Genomic DNA, 17,256 nt, shown 5'->3' on the forward strand with positions numbered 1-17,256 from the left:
ATATGACGAGCCAACGAATTCGTATACGACTGAAGGCGTTCGATCATCGATTGATCGATCAGTCTGCGCGGGAAATCGTCGATACCGCCAAGCGGACGGGTGCTCAGGTGCGTGGTCCGGTGCCATTGCCGTCGAAGAAGGAGCGTTTCACGGTCCTGGTCTCGCCGCATGTGAATAAGGATGCGCGGGATCAGTACGAGTTGCGCACGCACAAGCGGCTGATGGATATCGTCGATCCGACGGACAAAACGGTGGATGCCCTGATGAAACTGGACCTGGCGGCTGGCGTCGATGTTCAGATCAGGTTGAGTTGAGGTTAGAGCAATGGCGATCGGACTTATCGGGCGCAAGGCCGGCATGACCCGTATCTTCACCGAGGATGGTGCGTCCATTCCGGTAACGGTCATCGAAGTGCAGCCGAACCACATCGCGCAAGTGAAGACCGTGGAGCGGGATGGTTATCGTGCGCTGCAGGTGACCGTTGGTGCGCGGAGAGCTTCGCGTGTAACCAAACCGTTGGCCGGGCATTTTGCAAAGGCTGGCGTCGAAGCCGGTCGTTATGTTCATGAATTCCGTTTGGCCGAAGGCGGCGACGACGAATGGGCACCGGGTGGGCAGATTCCTCTGTCGATTTTTGCGCCGGGCCAGAGTGTCGATGTGCGGGGCGTCACAAAGGGGCGTGGATTTGCCGGTGTGGTCAAACGCCATCACTTCAGCACCCAGGACGCGACCCACGGCAACTCGCTCTCTCATCGGGCGCCAGGCTCGATCGGCCAAAATCAGAGCCCCGGCCGCGTGTGGAAGGGCAAGAAGATGGCTGGTCAGATGGGTAACGTACAACGCTGTCAGCAGAATCTCGAGGTCGTTCGTGTCGATGAGGCGCGCAACCTTCTGCTGGTTCGTGGTGGCGTTCCGGGTCCGGCCGGCGGTCGCTTGGTCGTGACCCCCTCTGTCAAGCGTGCGAAAAAAGGCGGATAGTCAATGGAACTCGCGATGCGAAGTGAAGCCGGAGACCCGAGCAGATTGGACGTGTCCGACCGGGTTTTCGGCGCCGAATACAAGCCTGGGCTGGTTCACCAGGTGGTGACGGCCTATCTCGCGGCCGCACGCGCCGGCACCCGGGCACAGAAGAATCGTGCCGCAGTGCGGGGCGGTGGGGCAAAGCCGTGGCGGCAAAAGGGGACCGGGCGGGCGCGCGCTGGTACGAGTCGCAGCCCACTGTGGCGCGGTGGCGGCGTGACCTTCGCGGCCAGTCCCGCCGATTACTCGCAGAAGGTCAATCGAAAGATGTATCGCGGCGCGGTCCGGGCGATCCTGTCGGAGTTGGTGCGCCAGGAGCGTTTGCATATCGTGCCGTCATTCGGCGTCGCGGCCCCGAAGACCAAAGAACTGGTGACGCTTTTGGCGGGCCACGGTGTGGCGAATGTGTTGATCGTGACCGAGGAATTGGACGACAACCTCGTCCTCGCGTCCCGCAATCTCAAAGATGTCGAGGTCTTGGCGGCGCGGGAGGTCGATCCGGTCAGTTTGATGGCGTTCGATGCGCTTCTGGTCACCGAAGCGGCTGTTCGAAGGCTGGAGGAGCGTTTGTCGTGAATCAGGAACGTCTCGCAAAGGTCTTGCTCAGTCCGGTGGTCTCCGAAAAGGCAGCGCGCGGAGCCGATTTTTATGGTCAGTACGCGTTCCGGGTCTTGCCTGACGCGACGAAAGAAGAGATTGCGAAAGCCGTCGAGCAAATGTTCGATGTGGCCGTTGATGGTGTCCAGGTGTTGAACGTCAAAGGCAAGAAGAAGCGCTTCGGTCAGCGCTTTGGAAGGCGCCGAGATTGGCGTAAGGCCTACGTGCGTCTCGCGCCGGGCCATAGCATCGACTTCGGCGGTGGCGCTTGACGGCGCGATCGTTCCGTCAGTAATTTGGACGAATCCCATGCCAATCGTAAAGACAAATCCGACGTCGGCTGGCCGTCGTTTCGTCGTCAAGGTGCAAACGCCGGACCTTCACAAAGGCGAGCCCTACGCGCCGCTGGTGGCGAAGAAGGTCAAGCGCGGAGGTCGAAACAATGCCGGGCGGATCACGGTTCGCCATCAAGGCGGTGGACACAAGCAGCGCTACCGAATCGTCGACTTCAAGCGCAACAAGGCAGGTGTCCCCGCGACGGTCGAGCGCCTCGAGTACGATCCGAATCGAACGGCGCACTTGGCCCTGCTGCTCTACGCCGATGGTGAACGCGCGTACATCATCGCGCCGAAGGGGTTGAAGGCCGGTGCCGTTATCCAGGCCGGCGAAGATGCCCCGATTGCCCCCGGCAATTGCTTGCCTCTGCGCAATATCCCGGTCGGGACCCTGGTCCACTGTATCGAGATGCGGCCCGGCAAGGGCGCCCAGTTGGCGCGAGCGGCTGGCAGCTCGGCGCAGTTCATCGCTCGAGAAGGCAGCTACGCGACGCTCCGCATGCGCTCGGGTGAGATGCGCAAGATTCATGTCGAGTGTCGCGCGGTGATCGGCGAGGTCGGAAACGCCGAAAACAGTCTGCGGAAGCTTGGCAAAGCGGGTGCGTCCCGGTGGCGTGGTGTCCGGCCGACGGTTCGTGGCGTCGTGATGAATCCGGTCGACCACCCGCATGGCGGCGGTGAGGGTCGGACCTCCGGTGGCCGGCACCCGGTGACGCCTTGGGGTGTCCCGACGAAAGGCCACAAGACGCGCAAGAACAAGCGGACCGACGGCATGATCCTACGCCGCGGTGGTCGGAAGTGATATAGGCGAGGTTTAGCAAGTGCCACGTTCAATTCGCAAGGGACCCTTCGTGGACCTTCATCTTGCCAAGAAGGTCGACCAAGCGGTCGCGCAAAACAGCAAGCGCCCGATCAAGACTTGGTCGCGTCGCTCGATGGTTCTTCCGGAGATGGTCGGACTGACGATTGCAGTTCACAATGGGCGCCAGCATGTGCCGGTTCTGGTCAATGAGAATATGATCGGTCATAAGCTTGGCGAGTTCGCGCTGACCCGCACGTTTCGGGGTCACGCCGCCGACAAGAAGGCGAAGAAGCGTTAAGGAGGCAATGAGTCATGCGAGCCGAGGCGCGACTGAAACATGCGCGAATTTCTGCGCAGAAGGCCCGGTTGGTTGCCGATCAGATTCGTGGTCAGCATGTGGAGCAAGCGCTGAACACCCTGGCCTTCAGCACCAAGAAGGGCGCAACCCTTATCAAAAAAGTCCTCGAATCGGCGATTGCGAATGCCGAGCACAACGAGGGTGCGGACATTGATGAGCTCAAGGTCGAGAGCATTCAGGTGGACGAGGGCCCGACGATGAAGCGTATGCATGCGCGCGCGAAGGGACGCGGTAACCGTATTCTCAAAAGGACCAGTCATATCCGCCTGGTCGTGGCAGAAGCATAAGTATTCGAGAGGCCAGAATGGGGCAGAAAGTTCACCCGACCGGCATTCGGTTAGGGATAGTCAAGGGCTGGAATTCGAAGTGGTACGCCAATTCGAAGGACTATGCAGAGTTTTTGAATACGGACTTAACGGTCCGTGGATATCTCAAGAAACGTCTGTCCCATGCCTCGGTTAGTCATATCCAAATCGATAGGCCAGCGAAAAACGCGCACATCACGATCCACACGGCACGCCCCGGCGTCGTGATAGGCAAGAAGGGCGAAGACATCGACGCGTTACGCAACGACGTCGCGAAGATGATGGGTGTCCCGGTGCATATCAGCATCGAAGAGATCCGCAAGCCGGAGCTCGATGCGCAGTTGGTCGCGGAAGGCATCGCGCAGCAGCTGGAACGACGGATCATGTTTCGCCGCGCGATGAAGCGAGCGGTCCAGAACACCATGCGTCTCGGCGCAGGAGGGGTCCGGATCAATATCGCGGGGCGTTTGAACGGCGCGGAAATCGCCCGCAGCGAGTGGAACCGAGAAGGTCGGGTTCCGTTGCATACGCTGCGAGCGGATATCGACTACGGGTTCGCGGAAGCGCGGACGACCTATGGCATTCTGGGCGTGAAGGTATGGATCTTCAAGGGTGAAATCTTTACCGATCAGGTCGCCGGAGAACCGTCGGGTCGGGCCGTAGGCAAAAGGGGATAGATGATGCTGCAACCGAAACGTACGAAATTTCGCAAACAGCACAAGGGTCGCAACCGTGGCTTGGCACAAAGCGGTAATCGCGTCAGCTTTGGTGAATTTGGACTGAAGGCGATCGACCGGGGTCGATTGACAGCGCGGCAGATCGAGGCGGCGCGCCGCGCGATCACGAGAAAGGTCCGCCGCGGCGGTAAGCTTTGGATCCGCGTCTTCCCCGATAAGCCGATCTCGAAAAAGCCGCTGGAGGTTCGGATGGGCAAAGGAAAAGGCAACGTCGAGTACTGGGTCGCGTTGGTGCAACCGGGAAGCATGCTTTACGAGATCGAAGGGGTCTCGGAAGAGATGGCCCGCGAAGCCTTTCGGTTGGCCGCGGCCAAGCTTCCGGTGCAGACCACCTTTGAAAAACGGACGGTGCTGTGATGAAGGCCAGCGAGCTTAGAGAGCGGTCGTCGGACGAGCTGCGGTCGCAGCTCCATGATTTGCTGAAAGAGCAGTTCAATCTGCGAATGCAGCGCGGAACGGGGCAACTCAGCCGGCCCTCTAGGATGAAAGAGGTGCGACGCGAGATCGCCCGTGTCAAGACGATCATGAACGAGCTGAAGTCGGGCGGTGCGTTGTGAACGAAGAGACCAAGACAAACAAGGTTCTGACGGGGCGGGTCGTCAGCGACGCGATGGACAAGACCATCACGGTTCTTGTGGAGCGTCGTGTCAAGCATCCGCTCTACGGCAAGTTCATGACGAGATCGACCAAGATCCACGCCCACGACGAAGGCAATGTGTGCGGCGATGGAGACCTGGTGCGCGTCGAACAGTGTCGGCCACTGTCGAAGACCAAGTCCTGGCGGCTGTTGGAGGTCGTCGAGAAGGCGCGCTGACACCTTCTTGGCACCCGTTTCGCTGTGCCCGCTTGTCGTTAAGCCCGCAGCCGACTAACACATGGTGTAAAGAACAATGATCCAGATGCAGACAAGTTTGGCGGTAGCCGACAACAGTGGTGCGAAACGCGTGGAGTGCATCAAGGTGCTGGGCGGTTCGCGGCGGCGTTACGCTGGAATCGGTGATGTGATCAAGGTCACCGTGAAGGACGCCATTCCGCGGGGCAAGGCGAAGAAGGGCGACGTCTTCAACGCGGTCGTCGTGCGCACCCGCAAAGGTGTGCGTCGGCCCGATGGTTCGCTGATTCGTTTCGATGGCAACGCCGCGGTCTTGTTGAACAATCAGCTGCAGCCGATTGGAACGCGCATTTTCGGGCCCGTCACCCGAGAACTGCGTGGTGAACGCTTTATGAAGATTATTTCGCTCGCGCCAGAAGTGTTGTGAGGTCGCCTCGTTATGCGCAAGATCAAATCAGGCGATGACGTGATCGTGCTCGCCGGCAAGGATAAGGGTAAACGCGGCACCGTGCTCAAGGTTGTCGACGCGGACCGTGTTGTCGTCGAGAACATCAATATCGCGAAGAAGCACCAAAAGCCGAATCCGCAACGCGGCGTGTCAGGCGGGATCATGGACAGGCCGATGCCCATCCACGTATCCAACGTGGCGCTCTATAACCCGCAGAAGGGCGCGGGAGATCGGGTCGGATTCAAGTTCCTGGCGGATGGCACCAAGGTCCGGGTATTCAAGTCGAACGGCGAAGTCGTTGACGCGTAGGGTGAGCCAAGCCATGTCGAGATTACAAGACATCTACCGTAATGAGATCATCGGTCAGCTTCGGGATCGCTTCAATTACGGTAGCGTGATGCAGGTGCCGCGGATCGAGAAGGTCACGCTGAACATGGGCGTGGGCGAGGCTATCGCGGACAAGAAGATCATGGATAACGCCGTCGGCGATATGCGCACGATCTCCGGACAGCAGCCGATCGTGACCAAGGCGCGTAAGTCGGTAGCGGGGTTCAAGATCCGTGAAGGATGGCCGATCGGGTGCAAGGTGACGCTACGGCGTGATCGGATGTACGAGTTTCTCGACCGTCTGATCAACATCGCGATCCCGCGGATTCGCGATTTTCGCGGCCTCAATCCGAAGGCCTTCGACGGGCGCGGGAATTACTCGCTCGGCGTGCGTGAGCAGATCGTGTTTCCAGAGGTCGACTACGACAAGATCGATACCCTGCGAGGGTTGGACATCACGATCACGACCACGGCGCAAACGGATGAAGAGGGTCGCGCGTTACTCGAGGCCTTCAAGTTTCCTTTCCGGACCTGAGGACGGTTCATGGCGAAGAAAAGCATGGTTGCGCGCGATGCAAAGCGCGTGAAGACCGCGGCCCGGTTTGCGGCAAAAAGGGCTGCGCTTAAGGCGGTCATTGCCGACCGCGGGGCTGATCCGGAGCAACTCGACGAGGCGCTTCGGGCGCTTCAGAGCTTGCCACGTGATGCCAGTCCGACGCGGCAGCAGCGGCGGTGTCGGGTCAGCGGGCGTCCGCATGCGGTCTACAGGAAATTTGGCCTGGGGCGCAACAAACTGCGGGAGGCGGTGATGCGCGGAGACGTGCCGGGGGTCGTCAAGGCGAGTTGGTAGCGACTGCGCGGCAGCGGACGCCGTTGAAATTCGTTTGATCCAGCGCGGGCGGGGGCCTGACCCGCGAAAGTGGCCGAGGGGTCGTCGCGGCGCGGCCGGTCCGCCCGTTTTCGGATTGTCCGGCATTTCGAATCGTTCCGGATGTGGCGTCCAGGACGCCTGGCCGGGCTTCAGGCTCGACGCGTTTTCTCGCACATTGAGGCGCGCCGAGGTGGCTGCGAGGCCGATCGCAAAGGCATGGCTGGGTGTCGCCAGCGGTCATCGGGGTTGTTTTTACGAGGGTATCGCGCCTGATGGTGGGCGGTCTGACCCATGGAGCATATGCATGAGTATGTCGGATCCGATCGCGGACATGTTGACGCGTATCCGCAACGGTCAGGAGCGGGGCAAGATTACGATCACGATGCCCCTGTCAAAGAAGAAATTGGCGATTGCCGAGCTACTTCGCGACGAAGGCTACATTGCCGACGCGGCCGTTGATGGCGCGGGCCCGAAGGCAACCCTGGTCCTCAAGCTCAAGTATTTTCGTGGCAAGCCGGTCATCGAGTACATCAAGCGCGTATCGCGCCCGGGCTTGCGGATTTATCGCGGCAAGGATGAGTTGCCCAAGGTCTGGGGTGGTCTCGGTATTGCCATTGTCTCCACGTCACAGGGTTTGATGACCGATCGTGCTGCGCGCAAGTCGGGGCACGGTGGCGAAATCCTGGCGTACGTGGCTTAACGGAGATCACCACTATGTCGCGTGTTGCAAAGGCCCCAATTGGCGTGCCACCCGGTGTCGTCGTGGAGATCACCGGGCAGGCGGTTCGGGTCAAAGGTCCGAAGGGGACGCTTCACTGGTCGGTTCACCCGGCTGTCAAGGTGTCCGAATCGGATGGTCGTCTGCGAGTTGCGCCCGTCGACGAAGCGCAACCGAATGCTTGGGCACTGACGGGGACCACGAGGGCATTGCTCAACAACATGGTCCTGGGCTGCGGTACGGGGTTCGCCCGCAAACTGACCTTGGTCGGGGTGGGGTACCGGGCGGCGGCGCAAGGCCGTGTCCTCAATCTGGCGCTCGGGTTTTCGCATCCGGTCAACTATGCGGTGCCTGACGGCATCGAGATCGCGACGCCGTCCCCGACGGAGATCGTCGTCAGCGGACCGGACAAGCAGCAGGTCGGTCAGGTTGCCGCCGAAATCCGACGCTTCCGGCCTCCGGAGCCCTATAAAGGGAAAGGCGTGCGTTATGCGGACGAAGACGTCCGGCGTAAAGAGGCGAAGAAGAAGTAAGGTGGCGTAATGGACAAGAAACAAGCACGTCTGCGGCGGGCGACCAAGGCCCGGGCAAAGATACGCGAAATTGGCTCCTATCGGCTCTGTGTCCATCGCACACCGCGGCATATCTATGCCCAGGTCATCGCGCCGGAGGGTGGAAAGGTCATCGTGAGTGCGTCGACCTTGGAGAAGGGCTTCCGTGAAACGATCGGGGGGCATTCGGGCAACGCTACGGCGGCGGCGGCCATCGGGAAGGCGATCGCCGAAAGGGCTCGCTCTGCCGGCGTGGCCCAGGTGGCCTTCGATCGATCCGGGTTTCGCTACCACGGCCGCGTCAAGGCCCTGGCGGACGCGGCACGCGAAAACGGTCTGCAATTCTAGGTGCTGAGACGATGTCAAATGTGAATCCACGGCCGGAAGGCGGCGACGAGATACTGGAAAAATTAGTGACCGTCAACCGTGTCGCCAAGGTGGTCAAGGGCGGTAGGCAGTTCGGCTTCGCGGCCCTGACTGTCGTCGGGGACGGAAAGGGGCGAGTCGGCTTCGGTACGGGCAAGGCGCGCGAGGTTCCGGTCGCGATCCAAAAGGCGATGGAAAGCGCGCGGAAGAACATGATCGACGTCAAGCTCAACGGGACGACGTTGCAGTACGCGCTGAACGGCCGGCATGGTGCCGCACGCGTCTTCATGCAACCCGCCTCCGAAGGTACGGGAATCATCGCCGGCGGGGCGATGCGGGCGGTCTTCGAGGTGCTCGGCGTGCAGAATGTCCTCGCGAAATGCATCGGTACGAACAACCCGATCAATGTCGTGAGGGCGACCGTCGCGGGATTGCAGTCGATGAAGGATGCGGAGACGATCGCTGCGAAGCGCGGCAAGACCGTGGACCAGATTCTGGAGTGACCCATGACTGACAAGCCAATGATGAAGGTCACCTTGTATCGCAGCTTTCACGGTCGCTTGGCCGCGCACAAGGCCTGCGTTCGCGGTCTCGGTCTGCGGCGCATGCACCAGGTCGTCGAGGTCGAGGATACGCCCTGCACGCGTGGCATGGTGAACAAGGTCTCCTACATGGTGAAGGTTGTCGAGGAATCCTGACATGCGTTTGAACGAACTACATCCAGATGCCGGGAGTCGGGCGGCACCCAAGCGTGTCGGGCGGGGCATCGGTAGCGGGCTTGGCAAGACCTGTGGTCGTGGCCACAAAGGGCAAAAGGCTCGGGCCGGCGGATTCCACAAGGTCGGGTTCGAAGGTGGCCAGATGCCCCTTCAGCGTCGCCTGCCGAAGGTGGGCTTTCGCTCGTTGAAGGCACCCTATCGCGACGAGATCCGGCTGCACGAGATCGCGGAGGTCTCCGCGGATGTCGTCGATCGTCAGGCCCTGTTGGCGGCGAATCTGATCTCGCGTGGCACCAAGTACGTGAAGATCATCGCCTCGGGCCAGATCGACAAGGCCGTCACCGTGCGCGGTATTCCTGTGACCAAGGGTGCCCGTGCCGCTATCGAAGCGGCGGGCGGCCGGATCGAAGATTAATCGAGGTTCGCTAGCTGCCATGGCCAAGAACACATCCTCCGTGATGGGGGCGCTGGGTAACATGGGTCGCCTGAAAGAGCTGCGGCAGCGGTTGCTGTTCGTGCTTGGTGCTCTGCTCGTGTACCGGATAGCGACCTTCATCCCTGTGCCGGGCGTCAATCCCGAGGCCTTGGCCGCGTTGTTCGATCAGCATCAAGGGTCGATGCTGGACCTGTTCAACATGTTCTCCGGTGGCGCACTGGAGCGCGCGAGTATCGTCGCGTTGGGCATCATGCCCTACATCTCCGCGGCGATCATCATGCAACTGCTGACGGCCGTGGTGCCGAAGCTCGAGCAGCTCAAGAAGGAGGGCGAGTCTGGGCGACGCAAGATCACGCAGTACACGAGATATGGAACGCTGGGTCTCGCGACCTTCCAGGCGATCGGTATCTCGGTGGCCTTGCAGGGTCAGGCGGTCGCCGGCTCCTCGATCGTGACCCAGGTCGGTTTCGGCTTCGTGTTCACGGCCGTCGTGTCGCTGGTCACGGGCACCATGTTCCTGATGTGGCTGGGTGAGCAGATTACCGAGCGAGGCATCGGTAACGGTATATCGCTGATCATCTTCGCCGGTATCGTCGCTGGGCTGCCCGCCGCGGCTGGTGGAACGCTGGAACTGGTTCGGACCGGCGAGATGAATACGTTGGCGGTGCTCGCGATCTTCACGCTGGCCTTGGCGGTGACGGCCTTCGTGGTGTTCATCGAGCGCGGCCAACGGCGCATCACGGTTAACTATGCGCGGCGACAGCAGGGCCGGCGGGTGATGGCCGCGCAGAGCACCCATCTGCCGTTGAAGCTCAATATGGCCGGTGTGATTCCGCCGATCTTTGCATCGAGCATCATCCTTTTCCCGGGGACGCTTGGGCAGTGGTTTGGCGCATCCGAGGATATGCGTTGGCTTGCGGACATCGCTTCGACACTGTCTCCCGGTGAGCCTGTGTATGTGATGCTCTACGCATCCGCCATCATCTTCTTCTGCTTCTTTTACACGGCCCTTGTGTTCAACCCGAAAGACACGGCCGATAACCTCAAGCGCTCGGGTGCCTTCATACCGGGGATCCGGCCTGGGGAACAGACCGCACGCTATATCGACTTGGTCATGACACGCCTGACCGCGGTCGGCGCCATCTATATCACTGGCGTCTGCCTGTTGCCCGAGTTCCTGATCGTGGGCTGGAACGTGCCCTTCTATTTTGGCGGCACGTCGCTGTTGATCGTGGTGATCGTGACGATGGATTTCATGGCGCAGGTGCAGGCCCACTTGGTCTCGCATCAATACGAAGGGTTGATGAAAAAAGCGAATTTGAAGGCACCCGGTGCCGGTATGCTCCGGTGATGGGTTCCCGGGTGTCATGAAGATCATCGAAGGTGGAATGAGACAATGAAAGTACGTGCATCGGTCAAACGCCTGTGTCGCCACTGTAAGATCATCAAGCGAAATGGTGTGATTCGGGTGATCTGCAAAGACCTGCGGCATAAGCAGCGTCAAGGTTGACAGCCTCTCTTCGGTTGACGTTGGAGTGTTGTTTGCGTAAACTAACCTGTTCACGGCAGGATTCTAGGACTGAGGATTGATCCGATGGCCCGTATCGCCGGTGTCAATATTCCTGATAAGAAACACGCTGTGATCGCGTTGACCGCGATCTATGGTGTCGGTCGTACCCGAGCCGGGGAGATCTGCGATGCGGCTGGCGTCCCACGGGATGTCCGTATCCAGAACCTGACGGAAGAGGATGTCGACCGTTTGCGCGCTGCGGTGGCGCAATACACGGTGGAGGGGGACCTGCGTCGTGAGGTCTCTATGAATATCAAGCGTTTGATGGATCTCGGTTGTAACCGGGGCATCCGTCATCGCCGAGGTCTGCCGCTGCGTGGTCAGCGCACCCGTACCAACGCTCGTACCCGGAAAGGGCCGCGGCGTCCTATCAAGCGATAAGGCACTTCAACAGTGCGAGATGTTCGGTAAGATTCGATGGCAAAACCCGTTCGAGCGAAGAAAAAGGTCAAGAAGACGGTCGTGGATGGCATTGCCCATGTCCATGCGTCTTTTAATAACACCATCATTACGATCACAGATCGGCAAGGCAATGCGCTGGCGTGGGCGACTTCCGGCGGGTCCGGATTTCGTGGTTCGCGGAAGAGTACTCCGTTCGCCGCGCAGGTCGCCGCGGATAAGGTCGGGCAGGCCGTCAAGGAGTTTGGGCTCAAGAATCTCGACGTGAACGTCAAGGGTCCGGGGCCGGGCCGGGAATCGGCGGTGCGGGCGCTCAACAATGCCGGTTTCAAGATTGCGAGCATCACCGACGTGACGCCGATACCGCATAACGGTTGCCGCCCCCCCAAGAAGCGGCGCGTCTAGGACCCGAATTAGGAAGCGACATGGCAAGGTACATTGGTCCGACCTGTAAACTGGCTCGACGTGAAGGTACAGATCTTGGTCTGAAGAGCCGCGCTCGCGCTCTCGACTCCAAGTGCAACCTCGAGAAGATGCCCGGCCAGGCCGGCGATCGGCGTCGCCGGTTGTCAGACTACGGCGTTCAGTTGCGCGAGAAGCAGAAGGTGCGCCGTATCTACGGCGTCATGGAAAGGCAGTTTCGCAATTACTACAAGAAGGCGGCGCGTCGTAAGGGCGCCACCGGTGAGATCTTGTTGCAGTTGCTCGAACGTCGCTTGGATAACGTCGTGTATCGGATGGGCTTTGGGGCCACGCGCGCGGAGGCGCGGCAGCTCGTTTTGCATAAGGGAATCGTCGTCAACGGTCGGGTTGTCAACATACCGTCGTTTCAAGTGTCGACGGACGATCAGATCGCGGTCAGGGACAAGGCAGCCAAGCAGGTTCGCGTACAGAATGCGTTGGCCCTCGCCGAGCAATACGGTTTTCCGGAGTGGATCGAGGTCGATACCAAGGTCCTCAAGGGGGTCTTCAAGCGAGTTCCAGACCGGACAGATCTGCCCGCGGACATCAATGAGTCGCTGATCGTCGAGCTGTACTCCAAGTAGGAGTCTTCAGGGGGTTCTTGCATGGTAGAGGTTGTTGGCGACTTCCTTAGGCCGCGCTCGATAAAAGTCGAGCCGGTCGAGGGGCGGGTCAATCAAGCACGGGTCTCGCTGGAGCCGTTGGAGCGCGGGTATGGGCATACGCTGGGTAATGCCCTGAGACGTGTGCTGCTATCCTCGATGTCCGGATGCGCGGTGACCGAGGTCGAAATACAAGGCGTTCTTCATGAGTACACGACTCTCGAGGGGGTGCAGGAGGATGTCCTAGAGATCCTTCTGAACCTGAAGGATGTTGCGATCTCGTTGAGCGGAAAAGACGAGGCGACCTATACCTTGAGCAAAAAGGGGCCGGGTGTCGTGACCGCGGCGGATATCAGCCTGGATCATGCGGCGACCTTGTTCAATCCCGATTTGGTCATCGCGAATCTGACTGGTCCGGTCGAACTCAGCATGTCGTTGACAGTGCGTCGAGGGATCGGTTACGAGCCGGCGGTGCAGCGCGAAGGTTACGGATCCGAGGACCGTCCGATCGGCAAGTTGCAGCTGGATGCGTCTTTCAGTCCTGTGCGGCGGGTCGCGATCGAGGTGCAGGCGGCGCGTGTGGAGCAGCGTACCGACCTGGATCGATTGGTGATCGACCTCGAGACCAACGGGACGATCGAGCCGCGGAACGCGATCCAGACAGCGGCGCAGATCCTCAGGGATCAGTTGTCGAGCTTCATCGCGCTCGAGGGCGACGATAAGGTCGACACCGAGGAGCCGGTCGGTGCTCGAACCCCCGAATGGGATCCGGTTCTGTTGCGTCCGGTCGACGACCTGGAGTTGACCGTTCGATCGGCGAACTGCCTGAAGGCCGAGAACATTTATCTGATCGGCGATCTGATCCAGCGCACCGAGGTGGAGCTGTTGAAGACTCCGAATCTTGGCAAGAAGTCGCTGACGGAGATCAAGGACGTGTTGGCGACGCGTGGCCTGTCGTTGGGCATGCGCTTGGAGAATTGGCCGCCCGAGAACATCGACGAACTGACCATTCGTTAGAACAAGCATTCAGGATTCGATCATGCGTCACCGAAAAGCCGGAAGGCAACTTAACCGCACCAGCTCGCATCGCCAGGCCATGTTTCGGAACATGGCCAATTCATTGTTTCGCCATGAGCTTATCAAGACCACCGTGCCGAAGGCCAAAGAACTCAGGCGTGTTGCGGAGCCTTTGATTACGCTCGCGAAGACCGACTCGGTGCACACCCGAAGGCTGGCGTTCGCGCGCCTGCGGGACAAGGAGATGGTCGGTAAACTGTTCAACGAACTTGGCCCGCGATACCAGGAGCGCCCGGGCGGTTATCTGCGAATACTGAAGTGCGGGTTTCGTTCTGGGGACGCCGCTCCGATGGCCTACGTCGAGCTTGTTGGGCGGCCCGAGGTGGCCGTGGCTGCCGAAACCGACGACTGAAGTCGGTTCTTCGTCGGCCAGAGAAAACCGGGCGTTGACCCGGTTTTTTTTGTGCCGGCCGGTCAGTCATCGCAGTCGGTCACGGTCCAGCCGGAGCCGTCGGTACACGAAAATCTGACCACCTTCTCCGCGCAGCGCTATGCCGTCGTCGTGCAGTGCGTAGTCGAACCGATGCTCGAAGCCCTCGTGCCGGTTGCGCATCCTGACCTGTCGGTCATCATGACTTAGCGTGCCCTCGACATAACCAGCACCCGGTTCATAGAGGCGATAAAAGCGGCCCTGCACGATCAACAGGCCGCCGGTGGGGCTCTCCCAGAGTCCTTCGAATGGCCGTCCGGTTCCCTGTCCGACGATCTCACCGAGGTCTGACAGGGAACCGTCGAACGGTTCGAGGAATGGCCTCAGCCCATGGCCCATGCTCTCATCCATCCGCGGCGGGGTCATCAGGTTCGGATCAGGCGCCGGTATATTGCCGAAGGCGCCCATGGCCTCCATCATTCGCGACATGGCGTCGGCCATGGCCTCGCGACCGGTTTGGGCGCTGGCAGAGGGTGGCCCGACGCCGGTCAGGAAGCCGCTGACGAGCAACACTAGGGCTATCGACAGAGTGCGGGTCATCGCTGAAGCACCAATGCGGAAGTGGTCGAGGGTTGCGGTCTCAAGGGTTAACCGGGTTGAATGACGTGGCCCCTATGGCGTCACGACGAGCGGGCCAGCCAGAGGCGGAACTGCAGTTCGAATGGTGGCGCATAACCCTGTTTACGAAAGAGGATCCGCCCGTCGCCGTCAATGACGAAGGTGGCTGGCACGCCGCGGACCTGGTACCGGTCGGCAAGGGATCCGTCGACGTCGGCGATCACCTTCGATCGGTATCCTCGGTCACCGAGGTAGGTTGCAATCTCATCGTGGCTTCCGGATCGTGTCGCGACGGTCAAGACGGCAAATGAGCGGGATAAACGGAGGATCTCGCCCTCTTCGAGTCGACAGATCGGGCACCAGGTGGCCCAGAAGTGAAGCAGCAGCGGTTCGCCCGCGTAATCGGCCAGGGTGACCGATTGGCCATCGACCAATTCCGCCACGAAGGGTGGCGCCGGCCCCTCGGCCATGTCGTGCGCGGTGAAGGCGCGCACTGCCACGACGAGCGCGACGATCAGCGCACCCTGGAGAAGCACCCGAGTGACTCGGCGGGTTGCCGATCTCGCCCGTCGGTGCTTTGGATTCGATATGCGCAACAGGCTATGCTCCGTGCTTCGAAGTCCGGATCAGCTCACTACCATGACAGCAGGGGTGTCCCGAAGATCAAGCCGACGATGATACCCAGATTGCTGACGTAGATGGCGCGATGCAGCGAGCCCTTGAAGGACGCCAGTGACGTGAGGTGATCCGGATCGGCGGTCTTGAATTCACGGAGCGCTGCGGCGACGAATAGCGCGGGCAACACCACGGTCAGCAAAGCCGATGCCGGATGATAGATCCCGCCGAGGATGTATCCGGTGCATAGCAAAACGCTGCCGACCGTCGCCGCCAGCGCGATGACACGGGCCCGTTCTCCACCGAGGAGAACGGAAAGGGTTCGCTTGCCGGTGACCCGATCGGCGGGCTGGTGTTTGAGGGTGCTGATCAGGGAACTCGCCAGCGCCAAAAGCAGGACCGGGCCGACGGCCAGCAGGGGCAGCGCGAGATCTCCTGTGTACAGGTAGAATCCGAACCATACCAATCCGCCGCCGATGGTCAGGGTCTCGAGCAACTCGCCGCGTCCGCGGTAATTCAGTCGGATCGGTGGGAAACTATAGGCCCACATGAAGAAGACCGATGCGACGCCGAATACCGGCGCGAGCGGGCGCTCGAACGCCGCCGCGAGTGCCAGACAGAGCGTGATCTGTAGCCCGATCACGAGGAGGCCGGCCTTGAGCAGGTCCTGTCGGTCAAGGAGGCCGAGAGGTACCACGCGCGGATCGATCAGCTGCGGGAACAAGCGGGTATGCAGTCGATCCGCGTCGGCGTCCGCGTAGTCGTTCATGAAGATGATCATCAGCTGCGCGAACAACGCGAACAAGAGCCCGGCCGCGATGAGGACCGGCTCGAGCGACCCTGTCCCGGCCGCGCCGACAGCGAGTCCGATCGCGACCGGCAAGACCACCTTGATCAAGGACCCCGGTCGGGCCGCCAGCCACCAGACCCTGATCATCGAGCCGCCACCCGGGTCAAGCGCGCCAGGCCCTGCTCTGGATGCCGATTCTGGCACGCGACCCAGTGACGCAAGGTCTCGAGGGCGCGGCCGGATTGCACGGCTGCGCGCGCTATCTCTAGACCCTGGGCCAAGTCGGTCGCTCGATCGACGATATACAGGACCGCCGCCGCGTTGAGACACGCAATGTCGCGCCGGGCTCGCGAACCTTCCGGGGACAAGGCATCGATGACCATCCGGGCTGCGTCCGGCGCATTGGTCGCTGTGGCGACCTCCTCTGGCCGTGCCCGCGTCAACCCGAGATCCTCCGGGGCCAGCGTCGCGCGCCGGATCTGGCCATCGGACAGCAGTTCGACCATCTCCGTCTCGCCCAAGGTCGAGAGTTCATCCATGCCGGCGTTGCGTTTGCCGTTCCAGCCGAAACATACGAGGGCCCGTTGATAGCCGATCGCTCGCATGGTTTCGGCCGTCCTTTGGAGGAGGGTGGGGCTGAAGACGCCACGTACGGCGCGAGTTGGTCGCGCTGGGTTGGCCAATGATCCGGCGATGTGCAGCGTCGAGCCGAAGCGAATCTGCGCCAGTATTCGGAAAAGGGCCTGGGGGTGAACGGCTGGGCTCATGCCATTGAATAGCCCTATACCGACCCTCTCGATACTGCGTTTGACGGTGGCGACATCGCAATCGACATCGACGCCGAGTGTCTCGGCGACATCGACGGTACCGACCTTGGATGTCACCGACCGGGCGCCATGGCGGGCCATGACCGCACCACAAGCGGCCGCGATGATCCCCGCCGCTGTGCTGACGTTGAAGGTCTTGAAACTGTCCCGACCGGTGCCGCTGTTGTCGACGAGCATTGCCGATGACCCGAGATCGACCTTGTTCGTGTCCAGTTCATAGATGGCCTCGAAACTCCCAGCGATTTCGTCGGTCGTTTCGCCCTTCGTGGCCAATGCGGCCATGAAGGCCCCTTGGTGGAGGTCCGGCTGCTCGTTGGCGATGATCTGTCGCCAACACTCCCGCGCCTCGTCTCGGCTGAGGTCATGCCCCTGGATCATTCGGGCGATCCGCTCGCCGAAGTAGGTCAGTCTTGATTCGTCCACATGCGGCCTCGTTGCGTGGCTGGTCCCGCTGCCAGTCGGACGCCCGGCGCACCGGGCGACTGGCGCGATTCGATCGCGTCT

32 protein-coding genes are annotated in these 17,256 nt (G+C 60.9%); 28 read left to right on the forward strand and 4 right to left on the reverse strand.

Annotation, left to right across the window (positions count from 1 at the left end; translation table 11 throughout):
• Positions 1–2 precede the first annotated feature (2 nt).
• From rpsJ to rplQ, 28 genes are all read left to right on the forward strand, one after another.
• Positions 3–314, forward strand: coding sequence for a 30S ribosomal protein S10 (gene rpsJ / locus ABC977_RS00875; protein WP_369665333.1), 312 nt, complete (start codon positions 3–5; stop codon positions 312–314).
• Between the two features lie 10 nt (positions 315–324).
• A complete protein-coding gene (rplC, locus tag ABC977_RS00880; protein WP_369665334.1) occupies positions 325–978 on the forward strand; it encodes a 50S ribosomal protein L3 in 654 nt (217 codons plus the stop codon).
• Positions 979–981: 3 nt separating this feature from the next.
• Positions 982–1,596, forward strand: a complete 615-nt coding sequence (rplD, locus tag ABC977_RS00885) for a 50S ribosomal protein L4 (RefSeq protein ID WP_369665335.1) — start codon at positions 982–984, stop codon at positions 1,594–1,596.
• Positions 1,593–1,889, forward strand: coding sequence for a 50S ribosomal protein L23 (rplW, locus tag ABC977_RS00890; protein WP_369665336.1), 297 nt, complete (start codon positions 1,593–1,595; stop codon positions 1,887–1,889). The genes rplD and rplW overlap by 4 nt, the downstream gene beginning before the upstream one ends.
• Before the next feature lie 37 nt (positions 1,890–1,926).
• Positions 1,927–2,754 carry a 50S ribosomal protein L2 gene (gene rplB / locus ABC977_RS00895; protein ID WP_369665337.1) on the forward strand — a complete coding sequence of 276 codons (828 nt, stop codon included), beginning with the start codon at positions 1,927–1,929 and terminating at the stop codon, positions 2,752–2,754.
• Positions 2,755–2,773: 19 nt separating this feature from the next.
• Positions 2,774–3,052: a 30S ribosomal protein S19 gene (gene rpsS / locus ABC977_RS00900; protein ID WP_369665338.1), complete on the forward strand. Its 279-nt coding sequence runs from the start codon at positions 2,774–2,776 to the stop codon at positions 3,050–3,052.
• A 14-nt stretch (positions 3,053–3,066) separates the two neighbouring features.
• Positions 3,067–3,399: a 50S ribosomal protein L22 gene (gene rplV / locus ABC977_RS00905; RefSeq protein WP_369665339.1), complete on the forward strand. Its 333-nt coding sequence runs from the start codon at positions 3,067–3,069 to the stop codon at positions 3,397–3,399.
• Positions 3,400–3,416: 17 nt separating this feature from the next.
• Positions 3,417–4,094 (forward strand): 30S ribosomal protein S3, encoded by a 678-nt coding sequence (gene rpsC / locus ABC977_RS00910; RefSeq protein WP_369665340.1) that lies wholly within the window; start codon positions 3,417–3,419, stop codon positions 4,092–4,094.
• A gap of 3 nt (positions 4,095–4,097) precedes the next feature.
• A complete protein-coding gene (gene rplP / locus ABC977_RS00915; protein ID WP_369665476.1) occupies positions 4,098–4,511 on the forward strand; it encodes a 50S ribosomal protein L16 in 414 nt (137 codons plus the stop codon).
• Positions 4,511–4,711 (forward strand): 50S ribosomal protein L29, encoded by a 201-nt coding sequence (rpmC, locus tag ABC977_RS00920; protein WP_369665341.1) that lies wholly within the window; start codon positions 4,511–4,513, stop codon positions 4,709–4,711. Before rplP ends, rpmC begins: the two co-directional genes overlap by 1 nt.
• Positions 4,708–4,968 carry a 30S ribosomal protein S17 gene (gene rpsQ, locus ABC977_RS00925; protein WP_369665342.1) on the forward strand — a complete coding sequence of 87 codons (261 nt, stop codon included), beginning with the start codon at positions 4,708–4,710 and terminating at the stop codon, positions 4,966–4,968. The genes rpmC and rpsQ overlap by 4 nt, the downstream gene beginning before the upstream one ends.
• A 76-nt stretch (positions 4,969–5,044) precedes the next feature.
• Positions 5,045–5,413, forward strand: a complete 369-nt coding sequence (rplN, locus tag ABC977_RS00930; protein ID WP_369665343.1) for a 50S ribosomal protein L14 — start codon at positions 5,045–5,047, stop codon at positions 5,411–5,413.
• Positions 5,414–5,425: 12 nt separating this feature from the next.
• Entirely contained in the window at positions 5,426–5,743 is a 318-nt protein-coding gene (gene rplX / locus ABC977_RS00935; protein WP_369665344.1) for a 50S ribosomal protein L24, read from the forward strand.
• 13 nt (positions 5,744–5,756) lie between these two features.
• On the forward strand, positions 5,757–6,296 hold the full coding sequence (gene rplE / locus ABC977_RS00940) for a 50S ribosomal protein L5 (protein ID WP_369665345.1): 540 nt from the start codon (positions 5,757–5,759) through the stop codon (positions 6,294–6,296).
• Between the two features lie 9 nt (positions 6,297–6,305).
• Positions 6,306–6,611, forward strand: coding sequence for a 30S ribosomal protein S14 (gene rpsN / locus ABC977_RS00945; protein WP_369665346.1), 306 nt, complete (start codon positions 6,306–6,308; stop codon positions 6,609–6,611).
• A gap of 325 nt (positions 6,612–6,936) precedes the next feature.
• Positions 6,937–7,332, forward strand: coding sequence for a 30S ribosomal protein S8 (gene rpsH / locus ABC977_RS00950; protein WP_369665347.1), 396 nt, complete (start codon positions 6,937–6,939; stop codon positions 7,330–7,332).
• Positions 7,333–7,346: 14 nt separating this feature from the next.
• Positions 7,347–7,883 carry a 50S ribosomal protein L6 gene (rplF, locus tag ABC977_RS00955; protein ID WP_369665348.1) on the forward strand — a complete coding sequence of 179 codons (537 nt, stop codon included), beginning with the start codon at positions 7,347–7,349 and terminating at the stop codon, positions 7,881–7,883.
• Positions 7,884–7,892: 9 nt separating this feature from the next.
• Positions 7,893–8,249: a 50S ribosomal protein L18 gene (gene rplR, locus ABC977_RS00960; protein ID WP_369665349.1), complete on the forward strand. Its 357-nt coding sequence runs from the start codon at positions 7,893–7,895 to the stop codon at positions 8,247–8,249.
• 11 nt (positions 8,250–8,260) lie between these two features.
• A complete protein-coding gene (gene rpsE / locus ABC977_RS00965; protein WP_369665350.1) occupies positions 8,261–8,770 on the forward strand; it encodes a 30S ribosomal protein S5 in 510 nt (169 codons plus the stop codon).
• Between the two features lie 3 nt (positions 8,771–8,773).
• Positions 8,774–8,965: a 50S ribosomal protein L30 gene (gene rpmD / locus ABC977_RS00970; RefSeq protein WP_369665351.1), complete on the forward strand. Its 192-nt coding sequence runs from the start codon at positions 8,774–8,776 to the stop codon at positions 8,963–8,965.
• Between the two features lies 1 nt (position 8,966).
• Complete coding sequence (rplO, locus tag ABC977_RS00975) at positions 8,967–9,401, forward strand: 50S ribosomal protein L15 (RefSeq protein ID WP_369665352.1); 435 nt, start codon at positions 8,967–8,969, stop codon at positions 9,399–9,401.
• A 19-nt stretch (positions 9,402–9,420) separates the two neighbouring features.
• Positions 9,421–10,773: a preprotein translocase subunit SecY gene (secY, locus tag ABC977_RS00980; protein ID WP_369665353.1), complete on the forward strand. Its 1,353-nt coding sequence runs from the start codon at positions 9,421–9,423 to the stop codon at positions 10,771–10,773.
• Positions 10,774–10,818: 45 nt separating this feature from the next.
• A complete protein-coding gene (rpmJ, locus tag ABC977_RS00985; RefSeq protein WP_369665354.1) occupies positions 10,819–10,932 on the forward strand; it encodes a 50S ribosomal protein L36 in 114 nt (37 codons plus the stop codon).
• A gap of 84 nt (positions 10,933–11,016) precedes the next feature.
• Positions 11,017–11,373, forward strand: coding sequence for a 30S ribosomal protein S13 (gene rpsM / locus ABC977_RS00990; protein ID WP_369665355.1), 357 nt, complete (start codon positions 11,017–11,019; stop codon positions 11,371–11,373).
• A 36-nt stretch (positions 11,374–11,409) separates the two neighbouring features.
• Complete coding sequence (gene rpsK / locus ABC977_RS00995; protein WP_369665356.1) at positions 11,410–11,796, forward strand: 30S ribosomal protein S11; 387 nt, start codon at positions 11,410–11,412, stop codon at positions 11,794–11,796.
• A gap of 20 nt (positions 11,797–11,816) precedes the next feature.
• A complete protein-coding gene (gene rpsD, locus ABC977_RS01000) occupies positions 11,817–12,437 on the forward strand; it encodes a 30S ribosomal protein S4 (RefSeq protein ID WP_369665357.1) in 621 nt (206 codons plus the stop codon).
• A 21-nt stretch (positions 12,438–12,458) separates the two neighbouring features.
• Positions 12,459–13,472 (forward strand): DNA-directed RNA polymerase subunit alpha, encoded by a 1,014-nt coding sequence (locus ABC977_RS01005; protein ID WP_369665358.1) that lies wholly within the window; start codon positions 12,459–12,461, stop codon positions 13,470–13,472.
• 22 nt (positions 13,473–13,494) lie between these two features.
• Positions 13,495–13,884, forward strand: a complete 390-nt coding sequence (gene rplQ, locus ABC977_RS01010; RefSeq protein WP_369665359.1) for a 50S ribosomal protein L17 — start codon at positions 13,495–13,497, stop codon at positions 13,882–13,884.
• A 66-nt stretch (positions 13,885–13,950) separates the two neighbouring features.
• On the opposite strand, the gene ABC977_RS01015 is transcribed toward rplQ, so the two are convergent.
• From ABC977_RS01015 to trpD, 4 genes are all read right to left on the reverse strand, one after another.
• Positions 13,951–14,502: a hypothetical protein gene (locus ABC977_RS01015; RefSeq protein ID WP_369665360.1), complete on the reverse strand. Its 552-nt coding sequence runs from the start codon at positions 14,500–14,502 to the stop codon at positions 13,951–13,953.
• 80 nt (positions 14,503–14,582) lie between these two features.
• Entirely contained in the window at positions 14,583–15,056 is a 474-nt protein-coding gene (locus ABC977_RS01020) for a redoxin domain-containing protein (RefSeq protein ID WP_369665361.1), read from the reverse strand.
• A 98-nt stretch (positions 15,057–15,154) separates the two neighbouring features.
• The gene (locus ABC977_RS01025; RefSeq protein ID WP_369665362.1) at positions 15,155–16,072 is read right to left on the reverse strand and encodes a prenyltransferase; all 918 of its coding nucleotides are present in this window, start codon (positions 16,070–16,072) and stop codon (positions 15,155–15,157) included.
• Positions 16,069–17,175 (reverse strand): anthranilate phosphoribosyltransferase, encoded by a 1,107-nt coding sequence (gene trpD, locus ABC977_RS01030; protein ID WP_369665363.1) that lies wholly within the window; start codon positions 17,173–17,175, stop codon positions 16,069–16,071. The genes ABC977_RS01025 and trpD overlap by 4 nt, the downstream gene beginning before the upstream one ends.
• Between the last annotated feature and the right edge of the window lie 81 nt (positions 17,176–17,256).

The sequence above is a fragment of the Thioalkalicoccus limnaeus genome, assembly GCF_041197575.1.
Classification (GTDB): Bacteria; Pseudomonadota; Gammaproteobacteria; order Chromatiales; family Chromatiaceae; genus Thioalkalicoccus; species Thioalkalicoccus limnaeus.

What these genes read in the sequence shown, in the direction of transcription:
- rplC (WP_369665334.1), top strand. Translation starts at nt 325, where the DNA reads ATGGCGATCGGACTTATCGGGCGCAAGGCCGGCATGACCCGTATCTTC.
- rplO (WP_369665352.1), top strand. Translation starts at nt 8,967, where the DNA reads ATGCGTTTGAACGAACTACATCCAGATGCCGGGAGTCGGGCGGCACCC.
- rpsN (WP_369665346.1), top strand. Translation starts at nt 6,306, where the DNA reads ATGGCGAAGAAAAGCATGGTTGCGCGCGATGCAAAGCGCGTGAAGACC.
- rplE (WP_369665345.1), top strand. Translation starts at nt 5,757, where the DNA reads ATGTCGAGATTACAAGACATCTACCGTAATGAGATCATCGGTCAGCTT.
- rpsK (WP_369665356.1), top strand. Translation starts at nt 11,410, where the DNA reads ATGGCAAAACCCGTTCGAGCGAAGAAAAAGGTCAAGAAGACGGTCGTG.
- rpsH (WP_369665347.1), top strand. Translation starts at nt 6,937, where the DNA reads ATGAGTATGTCGGATCCGATCGCGGACATGTTGACGCGTATCCGCAAC.
- rplB (WP_369665337.1), top strand. Translation starts at nt 1,927, where the DNA reads ATGCCAATCGTAAAGACAAATCCGACGTCGGCTGGCCGTCGTTTCGTC.
- ABC977_RS01005 (WP_369665358.1), top strand. Translation starts at nt 12,459, where the DNA reads ATGGTAGAGGTTGTTGGCGACTTCCTTAGGCCGCGCTCGATAAAAGTC.
- rplQ (WP_369665359.1), top strand. Translation starts at nt 13,495, where the DNA reads ATGCGTCACCGAAAAGCCGGAAGGCAACTTAACCGCACCAGCTCGCAT.
- ABC977_RS01025 (WP_369665362.1), bottom strand. Translation starts at nt 16,072, where the DNA reads ATGATCAGGGTCTGGTGGCTGGCGGCCCGACCGGGGTCCTTGATCAAG.
- rplR (WP_369665349.1), top strand. Translation starts at nt 7,893, where the DNA reads ATGGACAAGAAACAAGCACGTCTGCGGCGGGCGACCAAGGCCCGGGCA.
- rplF (WP_369665348.1), top strand. Translation starts at nt 7,347, where the DNA reads ATGTCGCGTGTTGCAAAGGCCCCAATTGGCGTGCCACCCGGTGTCGTC.
- rpmD (WP_369665351.1), top strand. Translation starts at nt 8,774, where the DNA reads ATGACTGACAAGCCAATGATGAAGGTCACCTTGTATCGCAGCTTTCAC.
- rpsE (WP_369665350.1), top strand. Translation starts at nt 8,261, where the DNA reads ATGTCAAATGTGAATCCACGGCCGGAAGGCGGCGACGAGATACTGGAA.
- rpsM (WP_369665355.1), top strand. Translation starts at nt 11,017, where the DNA reads ATGGCCCGTATCGCCGGTGTCAATATTCCTGATAAGAAACACGCTGTG.
- rpsC (WP_369665340.1), top strand. Translation starts at nt 3,417, where the DNA reads ATGGGGCAGAAAGTTCACCCGACCGGCATTCGGTTAGGGATAGTCAAG.
- rpmC (WP_369665341.1), top strand. Translation starts at nt 4,511, where the DNA reads ATGAAGGCCAGCGAGCTTAGAGAGCGGTCGTCGGACGAGCTGCGGTCG.
- ABC977_RS01015 (WP_369665360.1), bottom strand. Translation starts at nt 14,502, where the DNA reads ATGACCCGCACTCTGTCGATAGCCCTAGTGTTGCTCGTCAGCGGCTTC.
- rplP (WP_369665476.1), top strand. Translation starts at nt 4,098, where the DNA reads ATGCTGCAACCGAAACGTACGAAATTTCGCAAACAGCACAAGGGTCGC.
- rplD (WP_369665335.1), top strand. Translation starts at nt 982, where the DNA reads ATGGAACTCGCGATGCGAAGTGAAGCCGGAGACCCGAGCAGATTGGAC.
- rplV (WP_369665339.1), top strand. Translation starts at nt 3,067, where the DNA reads ATGCGAGCCGAGGCGCGACTGAAACATGCGCGAATTTCTGCGCAGAAG.
- rplX (WP_369665344.1), top strand. Translation starts at nt 5,426, where the DNA reads ATGCGCAAGATCAAATCAGGCGATGACGTGATCGTGCTCGCCGGCAAG.
- secY (WP_369665353.1), top strand. Translation starts at nt 9,421, where the DNA reads ATGGCCAAGAACACATCCTCCGTGATGGGGGCGCTGGGTAACATGGGT.
- rplN (WP_369665343.1), top strand. Translation starts at nt 5,045, where the DNA reads ATGATCCAGATGCAGACAAGTTTGGCGGTAGCCGACAACAGTGGTGCG.
- rpmJ (WP_369665354.1), top strand. Translation starts at nt 10,819, where the DNA reads ATGAAAGTACGTGCATCGGTCAAACGCCTGTGTCGCCACTGTAAGATC.
- rpsD (WP_369665357.1), top strand. Translation starts at nt 11,817, where the DNA reads ATGGCAAGGTACATTGGTCCGACCTGTAAACTGGCTCGACGTGAAGGT.
- rpsJ (WP_369665333.1), top strand. Translation starts at nt 3, where the DNA reads ATGACGAGCCAACGAATTCGTATACGACTGAAGGCGTTCGATCATCGA.